This is a genomic window from Candidatus Clostridium eludens, from assembly GCF_045310515.1.
GTDB lineage: Bacteria > Bacillota > Clostridia > Clostridiales > Clostridiaceae > Clostridium_B > Clostridium_B eludens.
Map to the genome: position 1 here is coordinate 35624 of NZ_JBJHZX010000033.1, position 13661 is coordinate 49284.

Here is a 13661-nt window from a genome sequence, read left to right on the forward strand (position 1 = left end):
TTGTGGATAGCAATTATGAAATATATAAGCGTATGAAAAAATCAACAAATGCAAGAATTTGTGTGGGCAGGTCAGGAACCAGGTATAAAACTGAAACTCTTCTAAAATTGAGAGCAGATCATGCAGTGGCAATGGATGCAGTTTGGTCACATGTAGATGAAAGCATTATAGATAAGCTTAATTTTTTAAAGGTTCAAACTATGGTAAAAGATAAGGAACAGTATATACAAAGACCTGACCTTGGAAGAAAATTCTCCAAAGAAACTATAGAGTATATAAAGGATAACTGTATAAAAAATCCAGATGTTCAAATAATAGCTGGAGATGGATTAAGTTCTCCGGCTATTACAGTCAATTTAGAAGATATATACGGTATAATAATTGACGGACTTAAAGCAAAAGGATATAAAATAGGAATTCCCATATTTGTAAAATATGCCAGGGTAGCTACCATGGATAAAATAAGCGAGGCATTAAATGCGAAAGTTACCATTATCCTTATAGGCGAAAGACCGGGACTTGCAACAGGTGAAAGTATGAGCAGCTATATGGCTTATGAATCAAGTACTAAAAAGCCTGAATCTCAAAGAACTGTGATTTCAAATATACATAGAAGTGGTACTCCTCCAGTAGAAGCAGGGGCACAAATTGTATATTTGGTAGATTTGATGATGCAGGAAAAGAAAAGTGGTATTGAGCTTAGGATATCAAGTGACATGAAATTAACTTAAAAGATCTGCTGCACAACTAACTGAATAGTTTGGTTGTGGGCAGACCTTTTTTATTTTAGGCTATTATAAATTATTTTTAGATTATTTTCCATGCTTTCAATATAATTTTTGTTATCCTCTTTACTTTCAATTGTATATATTTTTTCCACCTTAGCACCTATTTCATTGGCTAGGGTAGTAGATACTTTGGCACTTACTGTATCTTCCATAAATATGGTAGTTATTTTATTTTGTCTGCAGTAGTCTACCAATTCTTTTAGTTTCTTTGCGGAAGGTTCGCCCTCTGCAAATACATCTTCTACGCTATTTTGCTTTAGTCCGTAGTCCCTGCAAAGATATGCAAAGGCAGCGTGACCTGTTACAAAATTTTTATTTTTTACTGTGTTAAATTTTTCTACATATTCATTATGAAGAGAGTTAAGTTGTTTTGAAAATTCATTATAATTTTCTTCATAGAATTTTTTATTTGAGGGATCTGCCTTAATTAAGGCATCTTTAATATTTTTGCACTGGATTTCAGCACCTTTTAAACTAATCCAAAGGTGGGGATCATACTCTCCATGTTCTTTTATGTCACCACTATTAGTATTTTTAATTGGAGATGAACCATTAGAGGCATTTACTACAATTAGATTTTTATTGTCAATGGATTTTAAAATTTTATCCGTCCAGGATTCCATGCCCAGTCCGTTGTATATAAACACCCTGGCAGTACTTAAGTTCTTCATGCTTTCTATAGTTGGTTCAAAATCATGAGGTTCTGTACCCTGAGGAACTATTTCTGTAATATCAATTTTATCCTTTCCAATAGCTGAAGCAAGTTCAGCCATGGCATTAAATGACACTACCACTTTTATTTTAGATGAGGATTTTGAACTAGTAGTTTTTGTTTTAGCATCATTACAACCAGTGAACATAAGTATGGTGGAACTGATGAGAAAGGCTCCTAGTAATATTTTAAATAGATTGTATTTTTTAAACACTTTTATTTCCTCCGAAAATATGTTATTGCAAATAGTTTGCATGTATATATAATACTTAATAAAAATTGTATTGTCAATAAATACAAAAATTGTATTGTTAATAAATACTAGGATAATGACTTAATGAAAAATCTAATGGTATATAGGAAATAATAATTTATTAATGGCATTATCTATATCTGTATCATTTGGAGTATTAAGCCATTTGGCAGAAATCACAACATATGTACGGTTGACGGATTTACTTTTTAAATAGGAGTAAATTATTTGATATTCGTCCATTTTTTCCTTATGGAGTTCTATGGACTTTTTTGGGATTTTATTATCAAAGTGAAATAAAATATTACTTTTTAAGGAAGATTTTAATTTTTCAAAACCAAAGTTTTTTAGATGATATTTTTTACTAAAAATAATTTCATTTCCTTTAATGAGAAAAAATTTCACACTATTACATTCTAAATGTTCAAGCAAAGCAATATTCTTATTCTTTTTTGTGAACTTAGAGACTTGGGCTTTATTTAGCAGATAATTTACTGCACTTATATAATCTCTATATTTAGCGGCACTTTCAAAGTTAAATTTTTCTGATGCTTTATTCATGTTGTATTCCATTTCTTTAATGATACTTTTATCGATGCCGTTAAGCAGATTTATTATTTTATGAAAAATAGCGGAGTACTGTTTTTTTTCAGTACTACCTAAGCACATACCTAAACATAAGCCTAAAGAATAATTTAAACAGCAGGAAGGCTTTTGGAAATTATTACTGCAAAATATTTTACAACATTCCTTTATACCCTGAATACCTCGTTCTACTGTGTTTTTACTTGTATATGGTCCAAAATAAAGATTTCCATCACTTTTTATATATTCACTGGAAATCTGAATATCAGGATGTTTCTCATTAATTCTTATATAGCAATAAGATTTTGGATTTTTCATTTGTCTGTTATATATAGGCTTCATTTGCTTTATTAATTTACATTCCAGCATAAATGCTTCGAATTCTGTATCTGTAAGTATATAGTCAAAATCTCTTAGGTTTTTAACTAACTTTAGAACTTTTGGAGTATGTGATTTTGAATTTTGAAAATATGATGCAACTCTGCTTTTTAGATTCTTTGATTTTCCTACATATATAACACTATTAAGGGAATCCTTCATGAGATATACGCCAGGAGAAGAAGGAAGTTTTTTAATTTTTTCTTTTAAGTCCATAATATAATCTTCTCCTAAACACACATGATTTCATGGTATATTTTATTTATAGTATAGATTAAAGTTGCAGTATACACAAGGCAATTCTATAGTTTATAATATGGTTGACTAATCAACTATATTATGTTATTTTGTTTAATGAAAGGGGCAAAGTAATATTGAATGATAAAGCACCAACTTTAATAAAATTAACTACCAGTATATATAGATGTACTCAAGCTTATATTGATAAAGAGCTTAAAAGATATAATCTTACTACAGGTACATATCCATATTTACTTGTATTAAATAAAAAGGAGGGTATAAACCAAAGTGAGATAAGCAGAGAGCTTAATGTAGATAAAGCTATGTCTGCAAGGACCATTAAAAAATTAATAGCACTTGGCTATGTAAGAAAAGAAGAAAATAAAGAAGATATAAGGGCATACAGGCTTTATATAACGGATAAAGCAAAGAGTATAATTCCTGAGATTATACAAACTATCCATAATTGGATTGACATTTTAATAGAAGGAAATAATGAAAAAGAAATTAAAAAGTCTATAGAATTTTTAGAAAAAGTTTTACAAAATGGAAAAAAATATAGAGATAAGGTATCTGAAGATAAATAATCGGTATATTTATCCGAACGCTACCATTGCTAACACCCCCATCTTCTTCAAAGTGGGGGGATAAGCACTGCTACGCGCCTGGATAAGTTCTTCTAAGGTTCAGATGGAGAAAAGTATTTATCATAAGCAAACTCCACCTGAACCTAAGAATCACTTTATTTGAAGATGCTTAAATACTGTGAAAGGGTGAAAAAGAGTTGAATAAGACTGGAAATGAAGTATATGCGAAGAGGTGGATAATTTTATTCACTGTTATTTCAGCTACTTTTATGGCAACATTAGATGGAAGTATTGTAAATGTAGCCCTGCCTAATATGTCTGATAAACTTAATGTCAGTATGGCAGGTATTGAATGGGTTGTTACCAGTTTTTTTATAACTGTTGCAGCTACCATTTTAATATTTGGAAGGCTTGGAGATATAAAAGGAAAGACAAGAATATTTAGATTTGGAATTGTTATTTTTACATTAGGTTCGTTTTTATGTGGAATGACAAGTTCATTACCAGTACTTGTAGCAGCAAGAGTTATACAGGCTATAGGAGCAGCCGCTACAATGGCTAATAGTCAGGGAATTATAACTCAGGTTTTCCCAGCACATGAAAGGGGAAGAGCACTTGGACTAGTGGGAACTTTTGTTGCACTAGGCTCTATGACTGGTCCTCCGCTGGGCGGTATAATTGTTTCCGCAGTGAGCTGGGAATACATATTTTTAATTAATGTACCAATAGGAATAATTGTATTTATAATGTCAATTAAAGTATTTCCAAAGTCTCATGATGTAGTTAAAGAAAAGCTTGATGGAAAAGGAGCTTTATTATTTACAGTATCTATTGTACTATTATTTGGAGCATTGGTTCAAGGACAGAGCAGCGGATATAACAATCCAATCATGATTTCTGCTTTCATTATTTCAGTTATATCTTTTATAGCATTTATTATTGTAGAAAATAAGATAAAAGTACCATTACTCCAGTTGGAAATTTTTAAAAATAGTTTATTCTCAATAAGTATAATATGTGGATTTATTTCATTTATTGCAATTAGTGCCTCTAATATAATATTACCCTTTTATTTTCAGGATGTATTAAAACTTTCACCTGCTGCAACGGGATTATTTATGATGGTATCTCCTGTGGTTTTATCCATAGTAGCACCTATTAGCGGATATGTGTCAGATAAAATTGGTTCGGAAATACTCACATTAATTGGTCTTTTGCTTACAAGTGCGGGACTGTTTTTAATATCTAGTTTAAATGAAAAGTCTTCCCTGATTATTTTAGTAGTATATATAGTGGTTATGACTATAGGAAATGGAATGTTTCAATCCCCTAATAATTCACTGGTTATGTCCACTGTGGGAAAGAACAAGCTTGGTATAGCTGGAAGTGTAAATGCGCTTATCAGAAATCTGGGATTAGTCTTAGGTACTTCTGTTGCTACTTTGCTGTTGTATAACAGAATGAGTTACAAAATTGGTTATAGAGTAATAGACTATGTTAAGGGCAGGGATGATATATTTATCTATGGAATGAGATGGGTATATATGTCTGCTGGAATTCTATGTTTAGTAGGAGTTGCAATTACAGCGTTAAGGTTTTATGGTAACAAAAAAGATAAAATTAAACTTAAAACTAAAAAATCAAAGACCCTGGAAGATAATGCTATGTGACATATTATTTAAAGTAGAAGAATATAATAAAGGATGAAAGTGTGTATATGAAAGGAATCTGGAATGATTTACTTTAGGTATCCTCATAAGTATAAATATCCCTTTGTAGTTAAATGTCCTTATTATCGTAATAGTACTTATAAAGAAGAATTCAGAGAGCCTGTGAAATTGCAAGAACAAAAGCTTGCCCCTGCTAATTTTAGTATACAGTATCCATTTATAGATCCTTTAACGTATAAAGGAAGTGGTGTGGATAAGGTTAATAATGAAATTGTAAATCAGGTAAGTGAACTTTTTAAAAAGCAGGTGCTCCAAATTGGAGTTGTAGACTTTAGTGAAGTGCTTGGAAATTATGAAATAATGTTAAATAAGAATGGGATTTTAAGCATATTGTTTAGCATGTATATTTATGTAAATAGGGCAGCTCACGGTTTTACTTTGTATTCTTCCATGACGGCCAATGTAGCAACTGGTGAAATTTATAGTTTTAGTGATCTTTTCAATAGCAAGGTATATTATAAAGGATTTTTAGATCCTATAATAAAGCAGTATATTAAAGAAAATAATATCGATTTAATTAATGAGTATAATGGAATTACTGAGAATCAGAAATTTTATTTGACGCCTGATAGTTTGGTGGTTTATTATCAAATTTATGAGTATACACCTTATTATTACGGGTTATTCAAAATACAAATTCCATATAACAAAATAGCTAATATTATAAATCCTGCTGGACCAATAGCCAAATTAATGCGGTGAAAGTACAATGTACATGAATTTAGGGCCGTGTAAATTCATGTACATTAAAATAATATTTTTACAAATTTAATGGGTATTGCCATGGGTATTTGAGCCAGTCTGTTGAGGAGTACTTCCATTTAATTCATTGCTGAAGTATGCAGAATAAATATCTCTGGCTATATTTGCAGAACCTGCTCCCTTGCCTCCATCAAATACAACAACACATACAGCTATTTGAGGATTATCTAGTGGTGCATATCCTACATATTCTGCATAGTCCGTTCTTCCAATTTGATCCTGGTTACCTAAACTTGCAGTACCTGTTTTTCCTGCAGTTTTTATAGGGAAATTTGCAAAAGCTTGTGCTGCAGTACCTTTTTCATTAACTGCCTCCATTCCTGCTTTAACTGCTTCTATATTTTCAGCTTTAACTCCTGTATTCTCAAGAACTTCCGGTTTAACCTGTTCAATAACATTTCCGTCAGAATCTAAAAATTTATCTACCAGATGAACTTTGTACCTGGTTCCTCCATTGGCGATGGTAGCAACATAATTTGCTACTTGAAGTGGGGTAAACTGATTTAATCCTTGTCCTATAGAAGCATTTTCTATATTTGCAGGTATATCTAATTGGGCATTGGCATCTGAAACAGTTATGGAATATATAGTATCAATTAAACCGTTCATTTCTTTATCACTAATATTTTTTTTATTATTAGGATCTTCTTGTGTCAATTCAGAAAATAGCTCTTTATATTTTGCTTTATCAAAAGCTTTACTTCCACCTTTTATAGAATTTTGTATTAAATCCTTAATATGTTTTTTCAGTGTTTTAACTTTGCTAGAATCATTAAAATTATCATATAAGTCTATTTTAACAACACTATGCCCATTGTCATCTATTCCACGTTTAAGTACCGACATAGACTTCCAAAGATAAGTATTGGCAAAAGTAGTTTCATTATATACAGTATTATATACCTGACCGAAGTTTTCTGGAATCTCTATACCTGTAGCCGGTTTTACATCACTATTTGAAGGTATTCCTAATCCAAACTTCCATGCATATTTAGCAAGCATGTTATCTCCAAAAGCATTTCTAAGCATTTTTCCCACATTCATAAAATAAGGGTTACTAGATTTTTCTATGGCGCTTGTTAGGTTTACTATTCCATTTGGACCATCGGAATCAAATTTTGCTATTCTACCTCCTTGGTCAAACATTGCTTCATCATCAAAAGTATATCCTGGTGTTATAACTCCACTTTCCAGTCCTGCAATGGCAGTCATAGGTTTAAAAGTAGATCCTGGTGGTATTAGAGACTGGGTTGCATAATTATAAAATGGTTTTGCGCATATGTCATAAGCATCCTGTCTTATGGTAGTATTATTTTGTATACTTTTATCAATGGGAAAAAGTATGTTTAATACGTCATCTTCAGTTCTTCCTGGAAAGTTGCCGGTAATGTTTCTTTTCCTAACATACGCTCTTCCCCATTCCTCTAAATCAGGATTAAAATATTGATTGTACAAATCCGATGAAAGCTTGCCCGGTTGTGCAAAATCATTGGGATTGTATCCAGGTCTGCTGGCTAAAGCTATTATACCTCCTGTATGTACATCAATTACAACTGCTGCACCTCTAGTTGCATTTGTGGTATCAGATCCTGATTGTCCGTAAGGATTCTGCCTCAGTTCTGTCATTCTCTCATCCAGAGATTTTTCTGCTGCTGCCTGAACATCTTTGTCTATTGTGAGCTGAAGAGTTTGTCCCGGATATGAATCCCTGTTCCCTAATTCTTCAAGTATTCTGCCGTTTTTATCCAGTCTTGCTACTTTTCCTCCCTTTGTGCCTCTTAATCTATCTTCAAATGCTGCTTCAATACCTGCCTGGCCCACATAATCAGTATTTATATCATAGCCATCGTCTTCATATTTTTCATAATTAGAAGCTATTTTTGATATGTAACCCAGGAAAGCAGAGCCTAGTTCTCCATTAGGATAATATCTTTCAGGTTGGGTATCTACATTTATTCCGGGAAGTTGATTTAAAATTTGCAAAAATTTAAAGGCAGTATTCCTGTTAGCTATGTTGGCAATTGTCACTGGCTTATACCCTGAAAAACTTTGCATGTTTAAAGTATTTTTAATAATCATAAACTTTCTCTGCTCTTCCAGTGAATATCCACTAGGAATTTTATATTTCTTGAGAAGTGTTTTAAAAGTAGTTTCTGCAGACATCTCTAAAAGTTTTTTATTAACTTGACTTTTTAAAGAAGCTTCGGAAATGTCTTTATTTTTTTTCTTAATTTCTTTCTCTATTGGGTCATTTAAATGGCTATCTCTTTTGAATCTGATTTCAAGGGCTTTTCGGGTGTTTTCGTCATCGCTCATAAATTCAAATCTAAAAGGATTTATTTTAAGTTCAAAATCATCCTGTTGGATTTCTCCATTTTCATCCAGTAGTTTAAATACTTTATCCATAGTAGAAAAAAATGTCTTGTTACTTTCATCTGTCTGGTTATATACTAATACATAATTTAGGGTACTTGTAGCTAATTTATTTCCCTTACTGTCTAAAATATCTCCTCTAGGAGCCAAGGTAGGAACTTCTTTTATAGATCTATTGTTTGACTGCTCCTTATATTCTTTACTATTTACTACCTGAAGAAAAAAAAGTTTTATAACCATAGCTGAAAAAAGGATTAGCATAATTACTGTAATAGCAGTATACCTTGTAATATTAGAATATTTCTTTTTTTTCATAAAATATCATCTCCGATTATAAATTATATCCATTATTAATATGATTTACGTAATATTTGAATCAATGTAAAGTAACTCATATGAAAATTATACCATTATATGTGATAAACTTGTGCATTTTAATAAAATATAACAGTAAAGTTGAAAATATTACAAAATATATATGCAGCATACAATGGATTGATCCATAATATTGAAAAAGATTTTTTGCTTACAAAAATGTAAGATTTATATTTAAGTTGTAAGTGTACAGTCATTGTTATAATGCAGTGGAAAAAATATAATGAACTAAAAAAGGTAATAAGTATGATTACCTACCACAAATTATAAGTAAAGGGGTAAAAATATGGGTGAGATATTGAAAGTTGAAAATTTATCAAAAATTTATGGTGAAGGAGAGAATAAGGTAGAGGCATTAAAAAATGTATCTTTTAGTGTAAATAGAGGAGAATTTATAGCAATAATGGGGGCTTCTGGTTCTGGAAAAAGTACGCTTCTCCACATGATGGGAGGACTTGACAGGCCTACATCTGGAAAAGTGTATGTTGATAATGAGGATATATATAAGTTAAACGAACAAAGATTAGCTATATTCAGAAGGCGAAATATAGGATTTGTATTTCAATTCTTCAATCTCATACCGGTGTTGGATGTAGAAGAAAATATATCCCTTCCTTCACTTTTAGATAAAGAAAAAGTAGATAAAAATTATTTGAATGAAGTAATAGATATGCTGGGATTAAAAGATAGAATAAAGCACCTTCCTTCTGAACTTTCGGGAGGTCAGCAGCAGAGAGTATCCATTGGCAGAGCTCTCATAAATAAACCGGCCCTGATCCTGGCAGATGAACCTACTGGAAATTTGGACAGCAAAAATGGTAAAGAAGTTATAGAACTTTTAAAACTGTCATCTAAAAAGTATAATCAAACTTTAATTATCATAACTCATGATATGAATGTGGCTGGTGAGGCTGAAAGGATAATTACCATAGGTGACGGGGAAATAAGGTGGGATGAGTAAATGTAAACAGGGGGATAAATATATGAAAAGCTATAAAGAAATAACAGATAAATATTTAAAACACAATAAAAAGAGAACAATGCTTACTATTTTGGGGATAATACTATCCGTGGCTCTAATAACTTCCGTAGGACTTTTTATAAAGAGTCTACAAAATTCATTTATTGAAAGTACCATAAAATCGGAAGGCGGGTTCCATGTTAAAATTTCAAATATAAGTAATAAAGATTATAATGAGTTAAAAAACAATACTAAAATTCACAGCATAGGTATTCAGGAAAACTGGCTGGAATGTGATGTAAATGGCGGCAAGAAGATAGAAATTGATAAGTTTGATAAAAATTCTCTGGAACTTTTACCAGACTATTATAAAGCTATTAAAGGAAGGCTTCCACAGAAAGAGGGAGAAATAGCACTTGAAAATTGGATATTTAAATACATGGACAGTTCTCCTAAAATAGGTGATACTATAAAATTAAAAACAGTTTATGGACAGATAAAAAATTTTAAGATTACAGGAGTTATTTCTAATCAAATTCAAACTCAGTACAGCAGCGTTGCTTTAGGCATGACCTATTCAAATGAATTTAATATAGAAAAATCAACAATATATATTACTATATATAAAAGTGGAGGGATACGTAATACTGTAGACGAGCTAAGTAACAAATTTAAGGGAAAATACATAAGTAATAAACATCTGTTAGATTATTCAGGTGAAGGCAGTAATGATTTGAATAAAAGCCTTTATTCTACGGCAGCAATAGTAATAATTATAATTATAATGGCTACTATAGCAGTCATATATAATTCATTCCAAATAAGTGTAATGGAGAGAATGAAGCAGTTTGGACTTTTAAGGGCTGTGGGAGCCACACCCCCGCAGATAAGAAAAATAGTTTTAAGAGAAGCTTCTATAATAAGTGCAGTAGGAATTCCACTTGGACTTCTGGGGGGAATATTTGCAATGTTTGTGGTAAGTAAAGTATTTAGTATAATGTCAAATACATTATTTGGAAATTTAAAAATAGTAATTCCATACTATGTACTTATTATAAGTGCTCTAGTGGGATTAGCAGCTGTATATATATCTGCATTTATTCCTGCAAGCTCTGCAGGGAAAGTGACACCTTTAGCTGCTATAAGCAGTAGGGCTTATATATCAAAGGAAAAGATAAATAGAAACAGGGGAAGAGTACTCAAGAAGTTCTTAAATGTGGAAAGTATTATGGCATTTAAAAATATAAAGAGGAATAGGAAAAAGTTCCGGGTTACTGTTTTTTCCATGGTAATAAGTATAGCATTATTTATATTCTTTTCCTCCTTTGTTATTATGACACAAAATTTTACAGGAAATCAATCAGAAAGTGACAAAATACATTTTCAGGTTATTGGTATAATTGATAAAAGTGGTGATAGCTCTCTTAAAACTGATATTATAGATAAAATAAAGAAAAATAATTTTGTCAATAAAGTATATGTATCTTATGGAACCTATTCATCAAATATCTTCATTCATAATGACAAAAGAAACAGCTATATAGTTAAAAATGCACCTGAGATGTATAAAAAAGTAAGTTTTCGAAATCAGGTTATGAATTCTATGGATACAATTATTGATATATATGATGGGGATAAAATATCAAGCATTAAAAGCTATGTGAAAAATGGTAAAATAGATACTGATTATATGAAACAAGAAAATGGAGTTATTATAGTTAAAAACAATGTAATAACTTTAAATAAAAAATATTATAATGGTGCCATTAACAATTTAAAAGTTGGGGATAGTTTTTATATAAATAAAAATATGATCTATAAGGGTATGGCTGATGAAGATTATATAGAAGAGAGTAATGACTCCAATTTAACAAATTACAATATGGTTAAAATTAAAGTGGCGGCTGTAGTGGAAAATGCACCTTATTATTTTTATAATGGTGATAATAGGGCTTTCCATATAATAATGACAAAAGATGTTATGAAGAATATAACAGGAAAAGATATAGATAAGCTCCCAATTAAAATAGCGGATATAAGATTAAAGAATGAGAAAGATGAGGATAAATTTAATGAATTTCTGCAACCCTTATGTGATAGTAATGGGGTAAAATTAATGGATATAGTTAAAATGAATCAGTCAAGCAGGGCAAGCTCTCTTCAGCTTTTAGTTCTTATGTATGGGTTTATAGCTGTAATATCTTTAATAGGGGCAGTTAATATAATAAATACTATAACTACAAATTTGATTTTGAGAAGAAAAGAAATAGCATCTTTAAGTGCACTTGGCATGACTTATAAAAATATAAGGCTTATGATTTTAACAGAAGGAATTTTATATGGAGTGTATGGTGCTTTTTACGGAGGAATTGTTGGAAGCTTACTATCTTATGGATTGTCTTCTTCCATGAGAAAAATTATGGATTTTAAATGGGCCATTCCATGGAATCTCATATTTACCAGTGCAGCAGCTGCAATATTTATTGGAATCATATCCGTAATCAGACCTTTATCCAGAATTAAAAAAGAAAATATAATAGATGTCATAAGAGAAGAAGATTAGTTATAATATATATAAATTAATCATGGAGAAGATAGTATATGATTTCTGATTTTTTACTTGTTGGCGGAATTGTTTGTGCGGCCATAGCTATTATGGTTATAAAAGATAAAAAATCAAATAAATAGCGCCTGTAAGTGAAAATGTGTTGATAGTTTTGAATGTAAAATCAAATCTGTCAACACATATTTTAAAACATAATTTTTAGTGGAGGTGAAGACTAATTTGAGTAAAATATTGCTTCTGGAGGATGATAAAGCTCTGGCTCTTGGCATTGAATTTACACTTTTAGACGAAGAATATGATGTTGTGAAATGTTCATATGTCAAGGAAGCAGTAGAGGTTTTTAATAGTGAAATTTTTGATATTTTAATATTAGACATAATGCTTCCAGATGGAAATGGATATGATGTGTGTAAATATGTACGTAAAAAAAGTCAGATCCCCATTATATTTCTGACTGCCTGTGATGAAGAAGTAAATGTGGTTTTGGGACTGGATATAGGAGCGGATGATTATATAACAAAACCATTTAGGGTAAAAGAGTTTGTATCTAGAATTAAAGCTATTTTAAGGAGAACAGAAATTAAAAATTATAATTCCAAAATATTGAAATGCAAGGATATAGTTTTAAATACAGAAACATTGGAAGTTTATAAAAAAGGACGTGATATAGCACTTTCCATGCAGGAATATAAATTGCTTTTACTTTTTATGACTAATGCCAGAAAAGTTATGAATAGAGAACAGATATTGGATGAGCTTACTGAAGGAAGCGGAGATTACTTTGACACCAATACTCTTTCAGTGTATATAAAAAGAATAAGAGAAAAGATAGAAGAGGATTCCTCAAATCCTGAGTATATAAAAACTAAAAGAGGTTTCGGGTATGAATGGGATATAAAAGTTGAAAGGGAGTGAATAATATGACTTCGTATTATGAAAATCCAGAACTTAAGAGGAGTTCATGTATTATATTGATTTTGGCCATACTGTTTATGGTAATAAACTTTTTTATTCTCAATAGGGGTTATGAAAGGGTAAAAAAAGATTATATAAATAGCAATGCTGCTTTATTAGGAAAAATAGTAAGGATTCATCCTGAACTAAAAGATGAAGTAGTACCTATAATAACAAAAGGCAGCAGCCAGAAAGATGTTGAATTTGGAAGAGGAATACTTAGTAGTTATGATTATAAGGATAATTTGAACATAGATTTGTTGCCTGAATTGAAAGAGGACTATAGTAATTTAAATAAATATATAATTTTTTTTATGGGTTGTTTTTAGTACCATAAAAGTGTAATTGTTAAACACATCATTAGTGATTTAACATTTGCACTTATTTTTTTATAATA

11 protein-coding genes are annotated in these 13661 nt (G+C 30.8%); 8 read left to right on the forward strand and 3 right to left on the reverse strand.

What is annotated here, in order from left to right; translation table 11 throughout:
* The first annotated feature begins 2 nt into the window (after positions 1–2).
* The gene (gene eutC, locus ACJDU8_RS18770; protein WP_406793698.1) at positions 3–731 is read left to right on the forward strand and encodes an ethanolamine ammonia-lyase subunit EutC; all 729 of its coding nucleotides are present in this window, start codon (positions 3–5) and stop codon (positions 729–731) included.
* 50 nt (positions 732–781) lie between these two features.
* Here the strand turns inward: eutC and ACJDU8_RS18775 are convergent, their stop codons facing one another.
* Both ACJDU8_RS18775 and ACJDU8_RS18780 read right to left on the reverse strand, forming a co-directional pair.
* A complete protein-coding gene (locus ACJDU8_RS18775; protein WP_406793699.1) occupies positions 782–1714 on the reverse strand; it encodes a metal ABC transporter solute-binding protein, Zn/Mn family in 933 nt (310 codons plus the stop codon).
* Between the two features lie 132 nt (positions 1715–1846).
* Positions 1847–2932, reverse strand: a complete 1086-nt coding sequence (locus ACJDU8_RS18780) for a UvrB/UvrC motif-containing protein (protein WP_406793700.1) — start codon at positions 2930–2932, stop codon at positions 1847–1849.
* A 158-nt stretch (positions 2933–3090) separates the two neighbouring features.
* On the opposite strand from ACJDU8_RS18780, the gene ACJDU8_RS18785 reads away from it, so the two are divergent.
* From ACJDU8_RS18785 to ACJDU8_RS18795, 3 genes are all read left to right on the forward strand, one after another.
* Positions 3091–3543 (forward strand): MarR family winged helix-turn-helix transcriptional regulator, encoded by a 453-nt coding sequence (locus ACJDU8_RS18785; RefSeq protein ID WP_406793701.1) that lies wholly within the window; start codon positions 3091–3093, stop codon positions 3541–3543.
* Between the two features lie 197 nt (positions 3544–3740).
* Positions 3741–5213 (forward strand): MFS transporter, encoded by a 1473-nt coding sequence (locus tag ACJDU8_RS18790; RefSeq protein ID WP_406793702.1) that lies wholly within the window; start codon positions 3741–3743, stop codon positions 5211–5213.
* 63 nt (positions 5214–5276) lie between these two features.
* A complete protein-coding gene (locus ACJDU8_RS18795) occupies positions 5277–5975 on the forward strand; it encodes an RsiV family protein (RefSeq protein WP_406793703.1) in 699 nt (232 codons plus the stop codon).
* 66 nt (positions 5976–6041) lie between these two features.
* Here ACJDU8_RS18795 and ACJDU8_RS18800 read toward each other — a convergent pair whose 3' ends face one another.
* The gene (locus ACJDU8_RS18800; protein WP_406793704.1) at positions 6042–8723 is read right to left on the reverse strand and encodes a penicillin-binding transpeptidase domain-containing protein; all 2682 of its coding nucleotides are present in this window, start codon (positions 8721–8723) and stop codon (positions 6042–6044) included.
* A 346-nt stretch (positions 8724–9069) separates the two neighbouring features.
* On the opposite strand from ACJDU8_RS18800, the gene ACJDU8_RS18805 reads away from it, so the two are divergent.
* From ACJDU8_RS18805 to ACJDU8_RS18820, 4 genes are all read left to right on the forward strand, one after another.
* Positions 9070–9744 (forward strand): ABC transporter ATP-binding protein, encoded by a 675-nt coding sequence (locus ACJDU8_RS18805; RefSeq protein ID WP_406793705.1) that lies wholly within the window; start codon positions 9070–9072, stop codon positions 9742–9744.
* A gap of 22 nt (positions 9745–9766) precedes the next feature.
* Positions 9767–12307 carry an ABC transporter permease gene (locus ACJDU8_RS18810; RefSeq protein ID WP_406793706.1) on the forward strand — a complete coding sequence of 847 codons (2541 nt, stop codon included), beginning with the start codon at positions 9767–9769 and terminating at the stop codon, positions 12305–12307.
* A gap of 222 nt (positions 12308–12529) precedes the next feature.
* On the forward strand, positions 12530–13225 hold the full coding sequence (locus ACJDU8_RS18815) for a response regulator transcription factor (protein WP_406793707.1): 696 nt from the start codon (positions 12530–12532) through the stop codon (positions 13223–13225).
* 5 nt (positions 13226–13230) lie between these two features.
* On the forward strand, positions 13231–13593 hold the full coding sequence (locus ACJDU8_RS18820) for a hypothetical protein (protein ID WP_406793708.1): 363 nt from the start codon (positions 13231–13233) through the stop codon (positions 13591–13593).
* The last annotated feature ends 68 nt before the right edge of the window (positions 13594–13661 follow it).

Bases quoted from the DNA above. Each gene is read 5' to 3' on its own strand.
- ACJDU8_RS18780 (WP_406793700.1), bottom strand. From the start codon at position 2,932: ATGGACTTAAAAGAAAAAATTAAAAAACTTCCTTCTTCTCCTGGCGTA.
- ACJDU8_RS18795 (WP_406793703.1), top strand. From the start codon at position 5,277: ATGATTTACTTTAGGTATCCTCATAAGTATAAATATCCCTTTGTAGTT.
- ACJDU8_RS18800 (WP_406793704.1), bottom strand. From the start codon at position 8,723: ATGAAAAAAAAGAAATATTCTAATATTACAAGGTATACTGCTATTACA.
- ACJDU8_RS18805 (WP_406793705.1), top strand. From the start codon at position 9,070: ATGGGTGAGATATTGAAAGTTGAAAATTTATCAAAAATTTATGGTGAA.
- ACJDU8_RS18810 (WP_406793706.1), top strand. From the start codon at position 9,767: ATGAAAAGCTATAAAGAAATAACAGATAAATATTTAAAACACAATAAA.
- ACJDU8_RS18820 (WP_406793708.1), top strand. From the start codon at position 13,231: ATGACTTCGTATTATGAAAATCCAGAACTTAAGAGGAGTTCATGTATT.